16 protein-coding genes are annotated in these 20,833 nt (G+C 60.7%); 6 read left to right on the top strand and 10 right to left on the bottom strand.

The window, feature by feature from the left end; all coding sequences use genetic code 11:
* Nucleotides 1–55: 55 nt before the first annotated feature.
* From FZ934_RS00795 to FZ934_RS00790, 3 genes are all read right to left on the bottom strand, one after another.
* Nucleotides 56–2,584 carry a methyl-accepting chemotaxis protein gene (locus tag FZ934_RS00795; RefSeq protein WP_153269503.1) on the bottom strand — a complete coding sequence of 843 codons (2,529 nt, stop codon included), beginning with the start codon at nt 2,582–2,584 and terminating at the stop codon, nt 56–58.
* Nucleotides 2,585–2,887: 303 nt separating this feature from the next.
* Nucleotides 2,888–3,031 (bottom strand): hypothetical protein, encoded by a 144-nt coding sequence (locus FZ934_RS27695; protein WP_194273741.1) that lies wholly within the window; start codon nt 3,029–3,031, stop codon nt 2,888–2,890.
* Nucleotides 3,032–3,179: 148 nt separating this feature from the next.
* A complete protein-coding gene (locus FZ934_RS00790; RefSeq protein ID WP_153269502.1) occupies nt 3,180–4,367 on the bottom strand; it encodes an NAD(P)/FAD-dependent oxidoreductase in 1,188 nt (395 codons plus the stop codon).
* A 121-nt stretch (nt 4,368–4,488) separates the two neighbouring features.
* Here FZ934_RS00790 and FZ934_RS00785 point away from each other — a divergent pair, with 121 nt between their 5' ends.
* The 5 genes from FZ934_RS00785 (at nt 4,489) to edd (ending at nt 11,434) form a co-directional block, all read left to right on the top strand.
* Nucleotides 4,489–5,925 (top strand): glutamine synthetase family protein, encoded by a 1,437-nt coding sequence (locus tag FZ934_RS00785; RefSeq protein WP_153269501.1) that lies wholly within the window; start codon nt 4,489–4,491, stop codon nt 5,923–5,925.
* A 13-nt stretch (nt 5,926–5,938) separates the two neighbouring features.
* On the top strand, nt 5,939–7,237 hold the full coding sequence (locus FZ934_RS00780; protein ID WP_153269500.1) for an NAD(P)/FAD-dependent oxidoreductase: 1,299 nt from the start codon (nt 5,939–5,941) through the stop codon (nt 7,235–7,237).
* 133 nt (nt 7,238–7,370) lie between these two features.
* Nucleotides 7,371–8,846, top strand: coding sequence for a glucose-6-phosphate dehydrogenase (gene zwf, locus FZ934_RS00775; protein WP_153269499.1), 1,476 nt, complete (start codon nt 7,371–7,373; stop codon nt 8,844–8,846).
* Nucleotides 8,847–8,857: 11 nt separating this feature from the next.
* On the top strand, nt 8,858–9,556 hold the full coding sequence (pgl, locus tag FZ934_RS00770; protein ID WP_153269498.1) for a 6-phosphogluconolactonase: 699 nt from the start codon (nt 8,858–8,860) through the stop codon (nt 9,554–9,556).
* A 57-nt stretch (nt 9,557–9,613) separates the two neighbouring features.
* The gene (gene edd, locus FZ934_RS00765) at nt 9,614–11,434 is read left to right on the top strand and encodes a phosphogluconate dehydratase (protein WP_153269497.1); all 1,821 of its coding nucleotides are present in this window, start codon (nt 9,614–9,616) and stop codon (nt 11,432–11,434) included.
* Between the two features lie 76 nt (nt 11,435–11,510).
* Here the strand turns inward: edd and FZ934_RS00760 are convergent, their stop codons facing one another.
* The 6 genes from FZ934_RS00760 to FZ934_RS00735 all read right to left on the bottom strand — a co-directional run bounded on the left by FZ934_RS00760 (nt 11,511) and on the right by FZ934_RS00735 (nt 18,617).
* Nucleotides 11,511–11,864 carry a hypothetical protein gene (locus FZ934_RS00760; RefSeq protein WP_056825711.1) on the bottom strand — a complete coding sequence of 118 codons (354 nt, stop codon included), beginning with the start codon at nt 11,862–11,864 and terminating at the stop codon, nt 11,511–11,513.
* A 252-nt stretch (nt 11,865–12,116) separates the two neighbouring features.
* Nucleotides 12,117–13,208: an ABC transporter ATP-binding protein gene (locus tag FZ934_RS00755; RefSeq protein WP_153269496.1), complete on the bottom strand. Its 1,092-nt coding sequence runs from the start codon at nt 13,206–13,208 to the stop codon at nt 12,117–12,119.
* Nucleotides 13,209–13,230: 22 nt separating this feature from the next.
* A complete protein-coding gene (locus tag FZ934_RS00750) occupies nt 13,231–14,883 on the bottom strand; it encodes an alpha-glucosidase family protein (RefSeq protein WP_153269495.1) in 1,653 nt (550 codons plus the stop codon).
* A gap of 36 nt (nt 14,884–14,919) precedes the next feature.
* Complete coding sequence (locus FZ934_RS00745) at nt 14,920–16,083, bottom strand: carbohydrate ABC transporter permease (RefSeq protein WP_113364472.1); 1,164 nt, start codon at nt 16,081–16,083, stop codon at nt 14,920–14,922.
* A gap of 1 nt (nt 16,084) precedes the next feature.
* Nucleotides 16,085–17,098, bottom strand: a complete 1,014-nt coding sequence (locus FZ934_RS00740; protein ID WP_153269494.1) for a carbohydrate ABC transporter permease — start codon at nt 17,096–17,098, stop codon at nt 16,085–16,087.
* 157 nt (nt 17,099–17,255) lie between these two features.
* Nucleotides 17,256–18,617 (bottom strand): ABC transporter substrate-binding protein, encoded by a 1,362-nt coding sequence (locus tag FZ934_RS00735; protein ID WP_153269493.1) that lies wholly within the window; start codon nt 18,615–18,617, stop codon nt 17,256–17,258.
* Nucleotides 18,618–18,888: 271 nt separating this feature from the next.
* Here FZ934_RS00735 and FZ934_RS00730 point away from each other — a divergent pair, with 271 nt between their 5' ends.
* Nucleotides 18,889–19,914, top strand: coding sequence for a LacI family DNA-binding transcriptional regulator (locus tag FZ934_RS00730; RefSeq protein ID WP_153269492.1), 1,026 nt, complete (start codon nt 18,889–18,891; stop codon nt 19,912–19,914).
* On the opposite strand, the gene folD is transcribed toward FZ934_RS00730, so the two are convergent.
* Nucleotides 19,915–20,814 carry a bifunctional methylenetetrahydrofolate dehydrogenase/methenyltetrahydrofolate cyclohydrolase FolD gene (folD, locus tag FZ934_RS00725; protein WP_153269491.1) on the bottom strand — a complete coding sequence of 300 codons (900 nt, stop codon included), beginning with the start codon at nt 20,812–20,814 and terminating at the stop codon, nt 19,915–19,917.
* Between the last annotated feature and the right edge of the window lie 19 nt (nt 20,815–20,833).

Raw genomic sequence — 20,833 nt, 5'->3', positions numbered from 1 at the left:
AAAAAAGAAAAGGCCCCGCAATGCGAGGCCTTTCGTCTTTCAGTGGCGACGTTGATTACGCCGCGCGGTAGATCGTGCGGGGTGCCCCGCCTTCGATCTTGAACTGCTGGATCAGGTGCAGCAGCGCATCCGCCTCGTCGGCAAGACCGCGGCTCGCGGCCGTCGTTTCCTCGACCATTGCCGCGTTCTGTTGCGTCATCTGGTCCATCTGATTGACGGTGGCATTGACCTCCTGCAGCGCGCTCGACTGGTCGTTGCTTGCGCGGGCGATCATTTCCACATGCTGGCTGATCGTGACGATCTGCGCGCTGATCTTGGCAAGCACTGTGCCGGTCTCCTGAACGAACTGCGAACCGGAGTTCACTTCCGTCGTCGACTTGTTGATCAGCCCCTTGATTTCCTGAGCTGCCGCCGCGGAGCGCTGAGCAAGCTCACGGACTTCCATGGCGACAACCGCAAAGCCCTTGCCCGCCTCGCCGGCGCGCGCCGCTTCGATACCGGCGTTGAGCGCAAGCAGGTTAGTCTGGAACGCGATCTCGTCGATGACGCCGATGATCTGCTCGATCTGGCGTGAGGCGCCCTCGATCCGGCCCATGGCGTCGATCGCATTGTTGACGACGGTGGCGGAGTCGTCTGCGCTGCGCTTGGCTGCGCGGACGATCTGGTCCGCATCCTTCGCGCGCTCGGCGGACGAACGCACCGTTGCCGTGATCTGATCGACGGCGGCGGCGGTTTCCTCAAGCGAGGCTGCCTGCTGTTCCGTGCGCTTCGACAGGTCTTCGGCAGACTGCGCCATCTGGTTGCCGTTGCCCTGGATCATCTGAACATTGTCGCGGATCTGGCTCATCGAGGCCTGCAGGCGCAGCATCGAGCCGTTGAAGTCCTGACGCAGCTGTTCGAGGCGACCGATGAACGGTGTGTCGATCGTGGTCGAGATATCGCCTTGCGACATGCGCTCGAGGCCGGCGGCGAGTTCGTTGACGGCGAACTCGATCTGTCGATCCATTTCGCGCTTCTCGGCGTCGTTGCGCTGACGCTCTCTGTCGGTCGCGGCGCGCTCTTCCTCGCTCTGCTCCTCGATACGGATTTTCGAGATCGCATTGTCCTTGAAGATGCCGAGAGCACGCGCCATGTCGCCAATCTCGTCGCGACGCTGTTCGCCGGAAATGCTGGTGTCGAGGGCGCCCTCGGCGATACGCCGCATCGCCGCCGTGATCTGGCCGATCGGACGCTGCAGCGTCAGAACCAGCGCGATGCCGCCGATGATCGAAAGAACGATGCCGAGGCCAGTCGTCAGGACCGAGATGCCGTTGGCCTGGGTGCGCTCGGCACCGGCGGTCTGCTTCTGCAGCTCGGCGAAGGCCGTCAACTCACCCCAGACGCTATCGAGCTGCTGACGCGCCGAAGCATAGTCGGCAACGCGCTGGTCGATCGTGTCGACGAGGCTCTGCGCATCCTTGTCCATCGAGGCGAGCGCCGGCGACATCGCGGCAACGATATCTTCCGCGAAATTCATGCCCTTGGCGCTGGCAAGCAGCGTATTCAGATTGGTGCCGAGCGTCGCGATTTCCTGATGCAGGCGGACGCGATTTTCCTTCGTCGGCTTGGCGGCAAATTCGCCGAGCACGAGCTGCAGGGAATAGATCGCGCTTTCAAGCCGGCGTGTGTCCTCGAGCACGGAATTGGTCTGCGCGATGCGGCTGTCGAGCTCCACGAAGGTCGTGGTGGCTTCGCGCATCATCTGCGTGGCCGTCAGCTGTGTGTAGGTCGACATTTGGCGGAAGCGCGATACGAGGCGGCCGAGATTGGCGATCGCCTCATCCGTGCCTGCATCGGCGGCGGTCGCCTGCGCCTTCACGTCGCTGATCGTCTGCGACAGCGATTGCGTCATGCTCTTCTGGTTCTGCGGAACCGAAATCTCGATCAGGCGCTGCGCCTTGGAAATCGCGGGGACCGCATCGGTCACGACCTTCAGCTTGTCGGCTGGAGCTTGCGCCTTGCTGAAATCGGCCATGACGCCGGCAAGGGTATCTCCACCCTTCAACAGGCGATCGGCGGCGCGCAGCGTCGCGGTCGCATTGCCTTCGTCCTTACGGATATTCTCTTCCAGCTGCTGGGCGTCGTAGTTAACGTTGAACCGGCTGCTGATCATGACCTTCTGCGCGTCGTCGATGCTCTTGCGCAGGGAAAGTTCCTGCTCGTGAAGCGTCCAGAGCTTGCCGACGGTATCAGAAATCCCCGCCGTTCCGTCCTTTGCCGCCTGCAGGTTGTCGCGTCCGGCGTTTTCGCCGATCTGCTTCAGGGTCGAGCCCAGCGTATCCTGCTGCGTACCGATGTCGCTGTAGAGCTTGTCACGCGCATCCTGGCTGGTGATGCGCAGGAAGTCGTCCATCGAACCGTAAAGATCCTTGAACCCGCTCAGGGACTGGAGGACGCTGTTGGAAATCTCCATGCGCCCCTGCAGCAAGCCTGAGGCATAAAGACCCGTAAGGCCCACCGCTGAAATGCTGACAACAAAAGGCAGTACAAAGATCAATACTTTTGTCTTGATCTTAAAGCGGGAAAGAATCCTATCAATAAACATGGCGGTTCCGGCCTTCCATACACCACTCCTCCCATCGATGCCGTTCAACGACATCGACCGAGTGCATCGAGCTGCTTTTTTTGGAACAACGGGGATTCCCGGACGCTAGCCCGGACGGCAATCATTGCCATAGCGCTCAACGCCAAGCGTCAAGCGTCCCTATAAATCATCCACCAACTGTCGCAGAGGAGATATTAATTTTCGGATAAGCGTATATGGCAGAAACCGGCATTCAAATCGATTTATCGACCAGATGGCGGCCATTGTTGCCGCCAAACCAGCGTATCGACCTTCCGGAGTGTGCTAGAAAACGCGCGCGAGGAGAAGCGCGGCGATCGCGGAGAAAGCACTGAGAGAAAGCACCAGGTATCGCAAGGCCGTCACGCGGCTGTCAGGCTTGGTCTGGGCAATTGCAATGGCGCGTGCGCGTCGTGTGTTCCTGTTCATCGGCAGAACCTCACTTCTCTCTGACACAACAATCCAACAAAACAGTTGGTACGTAAAGCTTTATTTAGGAAGCTCATTTCAGCTGTCATTGAGGCAGGATGGCGCACCCTCCTTAAGAACTATTGAATCTATACCCTCGCTTTTGCCTCTACAAAGATTCACCGGCGGCAAAACCCGATGCCCAGGCCCATTGGAAATTGTAGCCGCCGAGCCATCCGGTCACGTCGACGCATTCACCGATGAAATAAAGGCCGGAAACGCTCTTCGCCTGCATCGTGCGGGAATCGAGAGCCGCGGTGTCGATGCCTCCGAGCGTGACCTCGGCCGTCCGGTATCCTTCCGAGCCCGACGGCTTGATCTTCCAATTCTGCGCAGCGTCAGCGAGACGCAACAGAGCCTTGTCGGAGAGATCGGCCATATGCCCGGCAATGCCCGCCCGCTCGGTCAGATATTGCGCCAGCCGCTTCGGAAGAATCTCGCCCAATGCCGTCTGCGCCGATTGCCGGCCATTGGTTTTCTTTGCCGCCTTCAGATGCTCGAACAGATCGACGTCGGGCTCGATATCGACGGTGATGTCGTCACCCTCGCGCCAGAAGGAGGAGATCTGCAGGATCGCTGGACCACTGAGGCCCCGATGGGTGAACAACAGAGCTTCCCGGAACCCCGTCTTGCCGTGGCGGATTTCGGCGGGCGCCGATATGCCCGACAGTTCGGAAAGGTTTTCGAGCGTTGCCTGATCCAGCGTCAGCGGCACGAGGCCAGGCCGCGTTTCAACCAGCGGAAGGTCGAATTGCTCGGCGATGCGATAGGCAAAACCGGTCGCGCCCATCTTCGGAATGGATTTGCCGCCGGTCGCGATGACCAGCGAGCTGCACTCATATGCCCCTTCGGAGGTCGAGACGCGGAAGCCATCGCTGCTGCGCTCCACATCACCGATCTCGGTGCGCAGATGCAGCGTTGCGCCAGCGGCCCGCATCTCGTCGAGAAGCATGTGGATGATGTCCTTGGCACTGTCGTCGCAAAACAGCTGGCCAAGTGTCTTCTCGTGCCAGGCGATACGATGGCGATCGACCATGGCAATGAAATCCGACGGCGTGAAGCGCGCCAGCGCCGACTTGCAGAAATGCGGATTGGCGGACAGGAAGCTTTTCGGGCCGGCATGGATATTGGTGAAATTGCAGCGCCCACCGCCTGAAATGCGGATCTTTTCGCCCGGCGACTTTGCATGATCGAGAACGACAACCGAGCGCCCGCGCTGGGCAGCGCGAATGGCGCACATCATGCCGGCGGCGCCCGCGCCGATGACGATCACATCGCTTTTTCGCTGCAAAACCATTTCCCTTGTCGAAAGACGTCTTCTTTTTCCATCAATGGGCGAAAGTCAACGTGCCCTCCCCCCTCGCCAATTGCCAAACTCTGGTTATGATGCCGCCGAGATCAACGCAAACCGGTGTGTCATGTCCCCAAAAAAGACGACGCTGAAGCCTGCCAGAAACGTATCCGCCTCGAAAAAAACACCCCCGGATCCCGGACATCAGCGCGGCGTTGCAAACTGGAAGGAAGCAGCACAGTTCTTGCGGGCACGCGGCATCGAAGACATCGAATGCATCACGCCTGACCTCGCGGGCGTCCCGCGCGGCAAGATGATGCCGAGCTCCAAGTTCACCTCGAACACTTCTCTTGCGCTGCCATCGGCAATCTATCGCCACACCATCTCCGGCGAATATCCGGATGAAACGGAAAGCTTCCGCTACGAGCCGCGCGACAGCGACCTGAAGCTGGTGCCTGACCTTTCAACGCTTTCGGTCGTTCCCTGGGAAACCGACCCGACGGCGCAGGTGATCTGCGATATCGTCAGCGTGGATGGGGAAGAAGTCCCATACACGCCGCGAAACGTGCTGAAGCGCGTGCTGAAGCTTTATTCCGACCGCGGCTGGAAGCCGATCGTCGCGCCCGAGATCGAATTCTATCTCGTCGCCAAGAACGATGACCCTGACTATCCGCTGCATCCGCCGAAGGGTCGCTCCGGCCGCTCTATCCTCGGTGGCCAGGGCTATTCGATCGCCGGCATCAACGAGTTCGACGAACTGATCGACGACATCTATCACTTCTCGGAAAAGCAGGGCCTCGAGATCGATACCCTGATCCACGAGGAAGGTCCGGCGCAGCTCGAAATCAACCTTCGTCACGGCAATCCGATCGAGCTTGCCGACCAGGTGTTCCTGTTCAAGCGCACCATCCGCGAAGCGGCGATGAAGCATGGCATCTATGCCACTTTCATGGCCAAGCCGATGCAGGGGCAGCCGGGTTCGGCAATGCACATCCACCAGTCCGTGGTCAACAGCGAGACGGGCAAAAATATCTTCTCGAACCCCGATGGTTCGGCCTCCCGCGAGTTCTTCCACTTCATCGGCGGCCTGCAGAAATACGTGCCGAGCTCGATGGTGATGCTGGCGCCCTATGTGAATTCGTATCGACGGCTGACGCCCGACATGTCGGCGCCCGTCAACAACGCCTGGGGCTACGACAACCGCACGACGGCATTCCGCGTGCCGGTGTCCGATCCGCAGGCAAGGCGCGTGGAAAACCGGCTGCCGAGTTCGGATGCCAATCCCTATCTCGCGCTTGCGGCCTCGCTTGCTTCCGGCCTGCTCGGTATCATGAAGGGCATCGAACCGACGGCACCGACAGAGGATACGGCCAACGAGGGCTCGATCGACCTGCCGCGCGGCCTGCTGGAAGCGGTCGCGCTGATGGAAGACGAGGAAGCCTTCGAGGAAGTGTTCGGCAAGGAGTTCCTTGGCATCTATGCTGGCGTGAAGCGTGGAGAGTTCGAAACCTTCATGCAGGTGATCAGCCCCTGGGAGCGCGAATTCCTTCTGCTGAACGTGTAGGGAGGGCTCGGTCATGACATCGCAGGAGAGATGGCAGAGCCCCATTGCGCCCGGAATTTCGTGGTACCAGGCAACATCGGGCGAGCGGCCGACCTATTCAGAAATGGACGGGTCGAAGACATGCGACGTCGCCATCATCGGCGGGGGCTACACCGGCCTGCAGGCGGCTTACAATCTCGCCAAGTCGGGCGTCTCGGTAATTCTGATCGAGGCCTGCAGGTTTGGCGACGGCGCCTCCGGCCGGAACGGCGGGCAGCTCGGCACCGGCCAGCGCTGGTGGCCGGAAGAGCTTGAGGAAAAGATCGGCTACGAGCGTTCCCGCGCCCTGTTCGATCTCGCCGAGGCCGCCAAGCAGCACCTCCTCGACTTCGCCACGCAACATCAGATCGACATGGACTACATGCCGGGTCAGATGAACGTGGCGCACAAGGAGAGCTACAAGGCAGACTATTACGAGAACGCCGAGATCGCGGCGATGCGCTACAACTATCCGCATCTGCGCTTCATGGACAAGACGGAGACGCAGGAGCGGCTCGGTTCGACGCGCTACTTCTGCGGCGTTCGCGACACCGGGACCGGCCACATCCACCCGCTGAAGCTGCTGATCGGGCTCGCCCGCGTCGCGGCCAATGCCGGAGCGCAGATCTTCGAGATGACGAAGGCTTCGGCGATCCTGCGCGGCAGCAACAAGGTGATGATCGAGACGTCGCGCGGCACGATCACCGCCGACAAGGCGCTGATCGCCTGCAACGGCTATATCGGCAACCTGGAGCCGGTGACGGCAAGCCACGTGATGCCGATCCGCTCCTTCATCGGCGCCACCGTGCCACTCGACAAGCACCCGGAGGTGCTGCCCGGGGCGGAGGCGGTGGCTGATTCACGCTTCGTCGTGCGCTATTTCCGCAAGTCGAAGGACGGACGGCTGCTGTTTGGCGGTCGCGAAGCCTACACGGCCGACAATCCGCGCGACATTACCCAGCACATCCGCCGGCAGATCGCGGAGATCTATCCGGCGCTCGGCAATATCGAGATCAGCCATGCCTGGGGCGGCTCGGTCGGCATCACCATGCCGCGCCAACCCTTCGTGCGCGAGGTCATGCCGGGCGTGACATCGATCGGCGGCTATTCCGGCCATGGCGTTATGTTGTCCAACTATTGCGGAAAGCTCTACGCGGAAACCGTTCTTGGAAAATCAGCGGATCTCGATCTTTTCAAGTCGCTCGATATTCCGGCCTTTCCGGGAGGTCCGGCGATGCGTGCACCCCTGCTTTTCCTGGCGCTCTCGTGGTTTGCGTTGCGCGACAAGTTTTAGTCAGATTGCGGATTTCATCGCGCGGCAATTCGATCTAAAACCTGTTTCCGAGAGATTCATTGCATCGCACACTGGCTTTTTTAAATCGATTAGATTAAAGAGCCAATAACCCGTCTGATTGAGAGACAAGCTCATGAGCAGCCAAATCATCCCCGTTGAACCCTTTGATTATGTCGTTTTCGGCGGCAGCGGCGACCTTGCGGAACGCAAGTTGCTGCCAGCCCTCTACCATCGTCAGATCGAGGGCCAGTTCACCGAACCCACCCGTATCATCGGCGCTTCGCGCAGTCCGCTGACGCATGAAGAATATCGCAAGTTCGCCCAGGACGCTCTCAAGGAGCACCTGAAGAAGGGCGAATACGACGAGGCTGAAGTCGAGAAGTTCCTGAAGCGCCTGTACTACGTGCCAGTCGATGCGCGTTCGGATGCCGGCTGGGATCAGCTGAAAAAACTGCTCGACGAAGGCAAGGATCGCGTTCGCGCTTTCTATCTCGCTGTTGCACCGGGCATTTTCGGCGACATTTCGCAGAAGATTCATGACCACAAGCTCATCACCAAGTCGACGCGCATCGTCGTCGAGAAGCCGATCGGTCGCGACCTCGCCTCCGCGCTGTCGCTCAACGACACGATCGGCAAGGTCTTCAAGGAAGAACAGATCTTCCGCATCGACCACTACCTCGGCAAGGAAACGGTGCAGAACCTGATGGCTCTGCGCTTCGCCAACGCGCTTTACGAGCCGCTGTGGAACGCCAACCATATCGACCACGTGCAGATCACGGTGGCCGAGTCGGTCGGCCTCGAAGGTCGTGCGGGCTACTACGACACCGCCGGCGCACTGCGCGACATGGTGCAGAACCACATCATGCAGCTCGTCTGCCTGGTCGCGATGGAAGTCCCTTCCTCAATGGATTCCGAAGCCGTTCGGGACGAGAAGCTGAAGGTGCTGCGCGCGCTGAAGCCGATCAACGCTTCGAATGTCGAGGTCAACACTGTCCGCGGCCAGTACCGCGCCGGTGCTTCGGCGAGCGGTCCGGTCAAGGGCTACCTTGAAGAACTCGAAGGCGGCGTTTCCAACACCGAGACCTTTGTTGCCATCAAGGCAGAGATCGGCAACTGGCGCTGGGCCGGCGTTCCCTTCTACATCCGCACCGGCAAACGCCTTGCCGGCCGCATGTCTGAGATCGTCATCACCTTCAAGCCGATCCCGCACTCGGTCTTCGACCAGTCGGCCGGCCGCATCAACCAGAACCAGCTGATCATTCGCCTGCAGCCTGACGAAGGCGTCAAGCAGTCGTTGATGATCAAGGATCCGGGCCCTGGCGGCATGCGCCTGCGCAACGTCTCGCTCGACATGAGCTTTGCGGATGCCTTCCAGGTTCGCAATCCGGACGCTTACGAACGGCTGCTGATGGACGTCATCCGTTCCAACCAGACGCTGTTCATGCGCCGTGACGAAGTCGAAGCGGCATGGCAGTGGGTCGACCCGATCCTGAAAGGCTGGGAATCCACCGGCCAGAAGGTTCAGGGCTACACGGCCGGCACCTGGGGCCCCAGCCAGTCGATCGCGCTCATCGAGCGTGACGGCCGCACCTGGCACGACAACCTCTAAGGATCAAGACGATGGCAGCGACGATGCATGCTTTTGCCGATGGCGCAGAACTGGCTCGCAAACTGGCCGACAACGTCGCTGCGTCGCTTGCCGCAGCAATCACCGCTCGGGGAACGGCAACCGTTGCCGTCTCCGGCGGCTCGACGCCGAAGCGCTTCTTCCAGGAACTTTCGACGCGTGATCTCGACTGGGCCAAAGTGACGGTCACATTGGTGGACGAACGCTTTGTCCCGGCCGACAACCCGCGCTCGAACCATCTGCTGGTTGCCGAAAACCTCCTGCAGAACAAGGCCAAGGCCGCGAATTTCCTGCCGCTCTACCAGGCGGCGGCGTCGGTCGAAGATGCCGCGAAACTGGCGAGCGATGCCACCGCCACGATCGGAAACCCCTTCGATGTTGCGATCCTCGGAATGGGGGGCGATGGCCACACCGCGTCGTTCTTCCCCGGCGGCAGCAACCTGAAAGCCGCCCTCGACCCGAAGACGCCGCGTGGTATCATTACCATGGAGGCTGACGGCGCGGGTGAACTGCGGCTGACCTTCACCTTCTCCAGCCTCCAGGATGCAAAGCTGCTCGTGCTTCATATCGAAGGCGACAGCAAGAAGGACGTCCTGACGAAGGCTGAAGGCGCGGGCGACGAGGCAGAGATGCCAATCCGCGCCATTCTGCGACGGGCAGCGAGCCCGGTCGAAGTCTACTGGGCTCCGTAGAACTCAGCAGCCGCCGCGAACGAAAATTTGAAGAGCAACGAAGGCAGGATACCTCCCATGTCCGCTAATGCACGCATTTCTGCGATCACCGCCCGTATTGTCGAGCGATCGAAGCCGACGCGCGAACTTTATCTGGAGCGCCTGCGCAATGCGGCTTCGAAGAGCGTAAACCGCTCGGTTCTCGGTTGCGCCAATCTTGCGCACGGCTTCGCGGTCTGTTCCCCCGCCGAGAAGGATGCACTTGCGGGTGACCGTGTGCTCAATCTCGGCATCATCACCTCCTACAATGACATGCTTTCCGCGCATCAGCCGTTCGAGAGCTATCCGGCGATCCTCCGCGAGGCAGCGGCGGCGGCAGGCGGTATCGCACAGGTGGCCGGCGCTGTTCCCGCGATGTGCGACGGCGTCACCCAGGGTCAGCCAGGCATGGAGCTTTCGCTGTTCTCCCGCGACCTGATCGCGATGGCAGCCGGCGTTGGCCTGTCGCACAACATGTTCGATGCCGCGCTCTTCCTCGGCGTCTGCGACAAGATCGTACCGGGCCTCGTCATCGCCGCCCTCTCCTTCGGCCATTTGCCGGCGATCTTCGTGCCGGCCGGTCCGATGACCTCAGGCCTGCCGAACGACGAAAAGTCGCGCGTTCGCCAGCTCTATGCCGAGGGCAAAGTCGGCCGCGCCGAACTGCTGGAAGCCGAGTCCAAGTCCTATCACGGTCCCGGCACCTGCACCTTCTACGGCACGGCAAATTCCAACCAGATGCTGATGGAGATCATGGGTTTCCATATGCCCGGCTCCTCCTTCATCAATCCGGGCACGCCGCTGCGCGATGCCTTTACCCGCGAAGCCGCCAAGCGCGCGCTTGCGATCACCGCGCAGGGTAATGAATACACGCCGGCCGGCGAGATGATCGACGAGCGCTCGGTCGTCAACGGCGTCGTCGGTCTGCACGCCACCGGCGGCTCGACGAACCACACGCTGCACCTCGTCGCGATGGCGCGGGCGGCAGGAATTCAGCTGACCTGGCAGGACATCGCCGAGCTCTCGGAGATCGTACCGCTGCTGGCGCGCGTCTATCCGAACGGGCTTGCCGATGTGAACCACTTCCACGCCGCCGGCGGCATGGGCTTCCTCATCAAGGAACTGCTGAAGCAGGGCATGGTGCACGACGACGTGCGTACCGTCTTCGGCCACGGGCTGCAGGCCTACACCATCGACCCGCGTCTCGGCGACAACGGCGCGATCGTGCGCGAGCCGGCGCCGGAGAAGAGCGTCGATCCGAAGGTGCTCGCCAGCATCGAAACACCCTTCCAGGCCAATGGCGGCCTGAAGATGCTTCGCGGCAATATCGGCAAGGCTGTCATCAAGATTTCCGCCGTGAAGGCCGACCGGCATGTCATCGAGGCGCCGGCGGTGGTCTTCCACAGCCAGCAGGAACTGCAGGACGCCTTTAAGGATGGCAAGTTGAACAAGGATTTCATCGCTGTCGTCCGCTTCCAGGGGCCGAAGGCCAACGGCATGCCGGAACTGCACAAGCTGACGCCGCCGCTCGGCGTGCTTCAGGACCGCGGTTTCCGCGTCGCGTTGTTGACGGACGGTCGCATGTCGGGCGCTTCGGGCAAGGTGCCGGCAGCAATCCACGTGACGCCGGAAGCCGTCGATGGCGGTCCGATCGCCCGCATCAAGGACGGCGACATCATTCGCCTCGATGCGATCGCCGGCACGCTTGAGGTGCTTGTCGACGCCGCTGACATGGCAGAGCGCGAGCCGGTCGTTGCCGATCTCTCGGAGAACGAATTCGGCATGGGCCGCGAGCTTTTCGCACCCTTCCGCCGCTCAGTCGGCGCTTCCGATCGCGGCGCCAGCGTTCTCTTCCACTAGACCGCAAGGCAGATCAAAACGACAAAGGCCCGCGAGACAGCTCGCGGGCCTTTTGCTTTTCGGCAGTCGGAAGAAATCAGCCGCGAATATCGAGGACGCGATCGCGATGGGCCGGATGCGTGCTGTAGACGAAGATCTTGTTCAGTTCCTTGTCGTTGACCAGACGCAGGAAGCGAACCTCGACCGTGTTGTTGGCGTTCACGCGCATCAGCATGCAGCCTACCTTGGTGATCCGCGCATCCGGGATATCGAGATAAAACTGCTTCGGCAGGTTGAAATGCGTCAGGATTGCCAGAACCGCGCCGCTCTTCGAGATACGGATGATGTCGCACCGGCGGGACGCCATGTGCATGACACCCTTCTCGGTATATTCGATGCGCGCGGCGTTCATGGTGTCCTCCATTTTGAACCGCGCTTCGCGGTCGTACATGAAGGATTCCTCTTTGTTCAGAAAATGTCCGGAAGGCATTTGATTGGATGCAGCCACAGCCGTATTCCCCACGATATTCAATCAGGAAATACTAACGTCCGTTACTTAACAGATCGTGAGAAGCAACTGCAATCTCCTGCAGTTTCGGCTACTACCGGAACAAGGCGAACCGCCATGGCACAGCTGATCGGAATGCAGCAAAAAGCCCGAAAGCGTCCAGCGCTTCCGGGCGATCTCAGCAAAAACGACTGCTTACTTGCGGTAGGTGCGGCCGTCGGCGTCAAACAGATGCAGCTTCGTGCGATCGGCAGCGAAATGCATCTTCTGGCCCCGCTTCACGTCATAGATGCCCGGCAGCTTGACGATGATCGGCTCGCCCTGAACCAGACCTTCGATATAGAGCAGCGTGACTTCGCCGAGTGCCTCGACGATCGAAACCTCGCCTTCGAAAAGATAATCGTCCATCGGACCTGCGATCCGCAGATCCTCAGGGCGGACGCCGAAGCTGGCGGTCTTGCCCTTCTCCGAAGCCGCGGTCGAAATATCGAGCGTGACTGACTTGCCGCCTGTCAACGTTACCGTCGTGGCCGTTCCCGTTTCGGTGACCGTTGCCGGGATCACATTCATGGCGGGCGAGCCGATGAACTTTGCGACGAAGAGGTTGGCGGGGCGCTCGTAAAGCTCCAGCGGTGCGCCAACCTGTTCGATATTGCCGGCCGACAGAACCACGATGCGGTCCGCAAGCGTCATCGCCTCGACCTGGTCGTGGGTGACGTAGATCATCGTGGTATCGGCCATCTGTTCGTTCAGACGGGCGATCTCGATACGGGTCGCGACGCGAAGCGCGGCGTCGAGGTTTGACAGCGGCTCGTCGAAGAGGAAGACCTTGGGGTTACGGCAGATGGCGCGGCCGATGGCGACGCGCTGGCGCTGACCACCCGACAGTGCCTTCGGCAGGCGGTCCAGGTATTTCGTCAGCTGCAGGCTCTCGGCCGCCGCGCGCACGCGCCGGTCGATTTCCTGCTTGCTTTCACCGGCGATCTTCATGCCGAACGCCATGTTGTCGTAGACAGTCATGTGCGGATAGAGCGCATACGACTGGAACACCATGGCGATGCCGCGCTTCGACGGTGGTACGTCGTTGACCAGCTGGCCATCGATATACATGTCGCCGCCCGTGATGTTCTCGAGGCCGGCGATCATGCGCAGCAGCGTGGACTTGCCGCAGCCCGACGGACCGACGAAGACGACGAATTCGCCTTCCTTGATCTCCAGATCGATGCCGTGGAGCACGTCCACGGAACCATAGGACTTGCGAATGTCCTTGAGCGTCAGTCCAGTCATCTAGTTCCTCCTCCAGATTCCCTTAAGCAAGGCGAGCGAAATACGCTCCCCAAGCCGGCATATCGATCTTGTCGCCATAGTTATTGCTGACGAAGCCGTGACCCGTCAACGCTTGCCAGTCGCCCGCGGGCAAAACAACGTTGCTTTCTGCAGGGCTCATGTTGAAGACGCAGAGCAGCTTCTCGTTGCCGTATTCGCGGACGAAAAGCAGGGCATCATCCTGCGGTTCCATGAACTCGATCTCGCCCTTCGCGAAGGCCGGATAGAGTTTGCGGAAGGCCAGGAAGCGACGATAGTGCTCAAGCACCGAACTCTCGTCTCCCTGCTGAACGCTGACGGCGCGCAGGATATGCTCGACCGGCACCGGGAGCCACGGCTTGACAGTCGAGAACCCGCCTTGGGCGACCTGGCTGTCCCACACCATCGGCGTGCGGCAACCATCGCGCCCCTTGAACTCGGGCCAGAACTGGATGCCGTAGGGATCCTGCAGGTCTTCGTAGGCGAGATCGGCTTCGGTCAATCCGAGCTCTTCGCCCTGATAGATGCAGACGGAGCCGCGCATTGTCATCAGCAGCGAAGCGTATTGCTTCGCGAACGCATCGCGATCGGCAACCAGCGAACCCCAGCGACTGATGTGACGCACGACGTCGTGGTTGGAGAAAGCCCAGCAGGCCCATCCATCAGGCGCAGCCGCCGCGAAGTCCTCCATGACCTCCTCGACGCGCTCGGGCGAGAGTGGATCGGGCGCCAGGAATTCGAAGGCGTAGCACATGTGCATCTTGTCGTTGCCGGACGTATATTCGCCGACGATCTCCAGACCGCGCTGGCTGTCTCCGACTTCGCCGACTGCAGCGATTGCCGGGAACTCCTCGAGGACGGCGCGGAACCGCTTCAGGAACTCCAGGTTCTCCGGCCGGTTCTTGTCGTAGATATGCTCCTGGAAGTTATAGGGATTGACGGCCGGAGCCGTCGAAGCGTTGCGGCGCTCCGGCGCCAGAGCCGGGTTGTCGCGCAGTTCCTTGTCGTGGAAGTAGAAATTGATGGTGTCGAGGCGGAAGCCATCGACGCCGCGCTTCAGCCAGAAGCGGACGACGTCGAGCAGGCGATCCTGCACTTCCGGATTATGCAGATTCATGTCCGGCTGCGAGGTCAGGAAGTTGTGCATGTAATACTGCATGCGCGTTGGATCCCACGCCCATGCGGAGCCGCCGAAGATCGACAGCCAGTTGTTCGGCGGCGTGCCGTCGGGCTTGGAATCGGCCCAGACATACCAGTCCGCCTTGGCATTGGTTCTGCTCGACCGACTTTCGACGAACCAGGGATGCTGATCCGAGCTATGCGAGATGACGAGATCGATCATCACGCGGATGCCGAGGCGATGTGCCTCTGATATCAGCGTATCGAAGTCGACAAGCGTGCCGAAGATCAAGTCGACGTTTTCATAGTCGGAAACGTCGTAGCCGAAGTCGCGCATCGGCGAGGTGAAGAAGGGCGAAATCCAGATCGCGTCCGCGCCGAGGCTTGCCACGTGCGGAAGGCGGGCGGTGATCCCCTTGAGATCCCCGATACCGTCGCCGTTGGAGTCCTGGAAGGAGCGCGGGTAGATCTGATAGATCACCGCACCGCGCCACCAGTCCTTGTCGGCCGTCAAAATGGATTGGGATGCCATGCTCATGTTTCCTGTTGGATGCTCTTGGATGTTCTTGGGTTCTCAACCGCCCTTGACCGAACCCGCGAGCAGACCGCGCACCAGATAACGCTGCAGAGAGAAGAACACGAGCAGCGGTACGATGATGGTGACGAAGGCCGACGCCGTCAGGATTTCCCAGTTGCCACCACGCGAGCCAAGCAGCGCGTTCAAGGCGCCTGTGAGCACGAGATGATCCCTGTCGGTACCGAGGAAGACCATGGCGACAAGCAGGTCGTTCCATACCCACAGGAACTGGAAGATCGCGAAGGACGCGAGCGCGGGGAAGGATAGAGGCAGTACAATACGGGTGAAGATTTCGAAATCGCTGGCGCCATCGACGCGGGCGGATTCGATGATCTCCTTGGGAAGGCCGGCGATATAGGCGCGAAGCAGGTAGATCGCGAGCGGCATGCCGAAAGCGGTGTGCGCCAGCCAGATGCCGGGATAGGTCTTGGACGGCGTGTCGAGCAGCATGCCGACGTGATTGTAGAGGCGCAGAAGCGGGATCAGCGACATCTGCAGCGGTACGACGATCAGGCCGACAACGAGGGCGATCAGCAATGCGCGTCCCGGAAACTCCATCCAGCTTAGCGCATAGGCGGCAAAAGCCGCGATGAGGATCGGGATGATGGTCGCCGGGATGGTGACCGTCAGCGAGTTGATGAAGGACTGGCCGATCCCCTCGCTTGTCAGAACGTTGCGATAGTTCTGCAATGTGAATTCGGCCGGCGTGGCGACCGAAACGTAGACGCGTCGACCGCCGTCATCCGGACCAAAGGCTGCGGTCTTCGTGTAACGATAGGTACCGTCGCTGTTGACCGTGAGGGTGAGGCCATCGCCAAGGTCTGCTGTCTCGCCGGCCTTGTAGGCGGACGGCTGCTGGACACGCGTACCAAAGGCATTGATCGAGCGACCCTGCTGTCCCTCCAGGACATTGCCTGAAATGACATACAGCGCGCCGTCCTGTTGTTGTTGGTCCGGCTGCCCAAGGCGAGAAGCCACCGTTCGCGAGGAACCGGCGAAGGCCGTCCACCAGCCCGATGCAACCAGCTGGTCCTTGTCGCGCAGGGCGCTGACGAAGATGCCGAGCGTCGGGATCAGCCAGAGGATGACGATGACGAGCACTGCGAAGTGAACGAACAGACGGGCCGGGCCGATCTTGAAGAAATCTCGGGTGAGCGTCATCTCAGTGGCCTCCCAGCTCGCGATTGGCGCGGCGAACGTTCCAGATCATGATCGGCGTCACGGCCAGCATGATGATCAATGCGATGACCGCGCTTCGGCCGGAATCGCCGCCGCCGCGGAAGAGCCAGTTAAACATCAGGTTGGCGAGAACCATCGTGTTCCATTGACCGTTGGTCATGGTGAGCACGATGTCGAAGACCTTGAGCACGAGAATGGTGATCGTCGTCCAGACGACGGCGATCGTACCCCAGACCTGCGGAACCATGATGCGCCAGAAGATCTGCCAGCCATTGGCGCCGTCGATGACGGCAGCCTCGATCGTTTCCTCGGGAATGCCGCGAAGGGCTGCGGACAGGATGACCATGGCGAAGCCGGTCTGGATCCAGATGAGGATGACCATCAGGAAGAAATTGTTCCAGAAGGGCACCGAAATCCATACCTGCGGCGTGCCGCCGAACAGCTGCACGATCGCGTTCAGGAGACCGATCTGCGTGTCGTTGCCACCGCGATACTCGTAGATGAACTTCCAGATCACGGACGCGCCGACGAAAGAGATCGCCATCGGCATGAAGACAATGCTCTTGGCGATATTGCCCCACCAGATGCGGTCAGTCATCACGGCGATGACGAGGCCGAAGAAGGTGCAGGCAGCCGGCACGACGGCGAGCCAGAGGATATTGTTGAAGATCGACTGACGGAATTCACGATCGGTGAAGGCCCACTGATAGTTCGCGAAGCCCACGAACTGTTCGCCTGACCGGTCGTAGAACGACAGGATCAGCGTCGCGATGACGGGATAGACGAGGTAGACGACAAGCAGGAAAAGCGCCGGTCCGATGAAAAGCCAGGGACGGATCATCCCGCGGCGATTCAGGTTGCGCGCTGCTGAGTGGATATCACCGTCCCTGACGGGTAGACACCAATCCAGTATCTTGTTCGAGAAATAGAAATAGGCCGAGCAGGCAAATACTGCCACGACCACCACCCCCAAAGCGGAAACTATCTGCGATAGCATTCGTCCCTCCCCTGCTACCCCTGTCTATCTGAAGGGTTTGCGTGCCTCCGGCTGTCGCTCGGCGACATCAGAGGCGACAGTGGCCGGACACCTTCAGTATCCGGCCACGTATTTCGGCCATGCCGCCAAAGCAGGCGGCATGGGACCTCAGGCGATGTTACTTGATGGCATCCCAGGCGCTCTGGATTTCCTTGGCGGTGTCTTCAGCAGACTTGCCACCAACGAAATCGACCATGCCGGTCCAGAATGCGCCCGCGCCGATCTTGCCCGGCATCAGGTCGGAACCATCGAAGCGGAAGGTGGTCGCGGTCGTCAGGATCTCGCCTTCCCTCTTCATCTGGTCGTTGGCGTAAGCCCCGGCGTTCACACCCTTATACGGCGTGAGGAAGCTCGACTGCGCCATCCAGACTTCGTGAGCGATCGGCGTCTTCAGGAAGTCGACGAAAGCACGCGCCGGCTTGGAGTCCTTGGTGATCGTGACCAGCGTGCCCGCGCCGAGAACCGGCTTGCCGAGGTCGGCATGGGCTGCGTAGGTCGGCATGTAGAAGAAGTCTGCATCCTGGCCGAGCTTCGTGCCTTCTGGGAAGAAGGACGGAATGAACGAAGCCTGATGGTGCAGGTAGCACTTCGGCGGAACGCCAAAGAGACCCTTCGGGCTGTCGCGGAAGTCGGTCGCAGCTACAGCGGCGACACCGCCATCAACATACTTCTCGTTCTTCGCGAACGAACCGAATTCCTCGATCGCAGCCACGACGGCCGGATCGGTGAACTTCACTTCGTTGGTCGTCCACTTGTCGTAAACGTCAGGCTTCTGCTGACGCAGCATGATGTCTTCGATCCAGTCGGTTGCCGGCCAGCCGGTCGCACCGCCAGAACCGAGACCGATGCACCACGGAACGCCGCCATCCTTGACGATCTGGTCCGTCAGGGCATGGAGTTCTTCCATTGTTGTCGGAACCTTGTAGCCAGCTTCCTTGAAATTCTCCGGAACATACCAGACGAGCGACTTCACGTCGGCCTTGTACGGGAAGGCGTAGAAGGCTTCCTTCCCATCCTTGCCCTTGTAGGTGCCGTAGCCGACCCAGCTGTCGCCGGCGCCGTAGTTGTCCTTCAACCACTTGGCATTGTCGTCGCCGAGCGGCGTCAGGAAGCCCTTGCCGGCGAGATCGGCGAGAAGGCCCGGCTGCGGCAAGATCGCTACGTTCGGCGGAGAACCCGCCTGCGTGTCGATGACGATCTGCTGCTCGTAGTTCTCAGACGAGGAGTACTTCACGTCGATGCCGGTGGCTTCAGTGAAGTATGCCAGGATGCTGCGGAACAACGCCTCGTCCTCACCGCGCCAGGGACCAAAAATGGTCATTTCCTGGCCCTTGAGGTCGGCATGCGCCGCCTTGAAGTCGTCGTAGCTCTTCCAGTTAAACTTGGAGTCCTGCCCGGGGGCGAACTTGAGATCGGCGGCAGACGCAGCGCCGGAAAGCAGCGCCGCGATCGCAACGCCCATCAAAAACGTCTTCTTCATGTGATCAACCTCCCATCACAATCCCAACCGCGCTCTGACGTATTTCCAAAGCGCTTTGACAAATCACTCATTTCACTTTCCAAGGAAAAGAGTCAAGCTATTTTGCATATCCGGCCGTGGAGCCCCTAAATATCGCAGTGCAGCGCTACTTCACCGGGAATATGGAGCGATTTTTCTTGAGTCAAGCGGGGCAATTGCTAACATAAGTAAAAGCGCTTTGGATGCCGTTTGGGAGAGACGGCTTCAAGGCGCGCTGGAGGAAGCATAACACGTGAATCTCAAACAGCTATCGGAATTGCTGGGCCTGTCGCAGACGACGGTCAGCAGGGCACTCAACGGCTATCCCGAAGTCAATGAAGCGACCCGGGAACGCGTTCTGCGCGCCGTCAAGGAGACCGGCTACCGGCCGAACAAGGCGGCCCAGCGGCTGGCGACCGGCAAGGCGGGCTCGATCGGCCTGGTCATGCCGACCGCCCCCGGCGACTATTCGGACGTGCATTTCGGCGAGTTTCTGACCGGCCTTGGCGAGGAGGCCGTTCGTCACGACTTTCATTTCGTGATCATGCCGGCTGACGCCAATGACGAAATGGGAGCACTGCGGCGGCTTGCGATCAGCGGCAATGTGGACGCATTGTTCGTTGCCTACATGCGGGGACACGATCCGCGGGTGCCGCTGCTGAAATCGCTGTCAGTGCCCTTCCTCGTCCACGGCCGATCCTTCGGTTCGGAGCCGGATTACCCCTATCTCGACATCGACAACGAAGGCGCGTTCTACGATGCGACGAAGCTGCTTTTGCAGCTCGGCCATACGCGGTTCGCTCTGATGAACGGGCCGGAGCCCCTCGATTTCGCGATCCGTCGCAAGAAGGGCGTCATCGCGGCGCTGGCGGAGCGTGGTCTGGAGCTGCCCGAGGAGTGCATCAGCCACACGCCGATGACCGATGAGCCGGGGCAGGCTGCCATGGAACGCTTTCTGCAGTTACCGGAGCGGCCGACCGCGGTGCTCTGTTCAAGCACGGTGCTTGCGCTTGGCGCTATCCGCGCGGTGACGCAGGCAGGCCTGAAGCTCGGCGAGGACATATCGCTGATCGCGCATGACGACGTGCTGCCGCATCTGAAGCCCGAGAATTTTTCGGTGCCGCTGACGACCACGCGGTCGCCATTGCGGGCCGCCGGAGTCCGTATTGCCCAACGCCTGATCGGCACGATCAAGCAGGAAGGCCCGTTCCCCGAGCAGGAGTTGTGGAAGACCGAGTTGATCGTCCGCGCCTCGACGGGCGCGGCACCGTCCCGCTGATCAGAAGACGGGCGGAGTCTGCCCGGCCGAGCGATGCGCGGCGATCACGGTGTTAGCCATCAGCATGGCGATCGTCATCGGGCCGACACCGCCAGGGACCGGCGTGATCACCTCGGCGACATCAGCCACCTCGGCAAATGCGACATCACCGACGAGGCGCGTCTTGCCCTCGCCCTTTTCAGGGGCGGCAATCCGGTTGATGCCGACGTCGATAACCGTTGCGCTCGGCTTGACCCAATCCGCCTTGACCATTTCCGGACGACCAACCGCCGCCACCAGGATGTCGGCGTTGCGGCAGACCGCCGGCAGGTCCTTGGTGCGTGAATGCGCGATGGTCACCGTCGCGTTGGCATTCAGCAGCAGCTGCGCCATCGGCTTGCCGAACAGGTTGGAACGGCCGACGACGACGGCATTCAGGCCAGACAGATCCTCGCCATGGGTGCGGCGCACGAACACCATGGCGCCTGCCGGCGTGCACGAGACGAGACCGGTCTCGAGATCACCGGTCGCAAGCTTTCCGGCATTGACCACATGCAGGCCATCGACATCCTTTTCTGGACGGATCGACTGGATGATCGGATCGGATTTCAGGTGCTTCGGCAGCGGCAGCTGTACCAGGATGCCGTGGATCGAAGGATCCTCGTTCAGCGAGGCGACAAGGGTGGCAAGCTCTTCCTGGCTGGTTTGCTCCGGCAGCGTATGCTGCACGGACTTGAAGCCGCACTCCTTGGCCATCTTGCCCTTCGAATTGACATAGGCGTGGCTTGCCGGATCGTCACCGACGATGACCACCGCCAGACCCGTCGCCACGCCGCTCTGCTTTTGCAAAGCCGATGTCGCGGCCTTCACCGTCTCGATTACAGAAGCTGCAACCTGTTTGCCGTCGATTACTGTCGTCAAGACCGTCTCCTGCCCTTGC

The organism is Rhizobium grahamii (assembly GCF_009498215.1).
GTDB lineage: Bacteria > Pseudomonadota > Alphaproteobacteria > Rhizobiales > Rhizobiaceae > Rhizobium > Rhizobium grahamii_A.
This window is presented reverse-complemented; position numbering and strand designations above follow the sequence as displayed.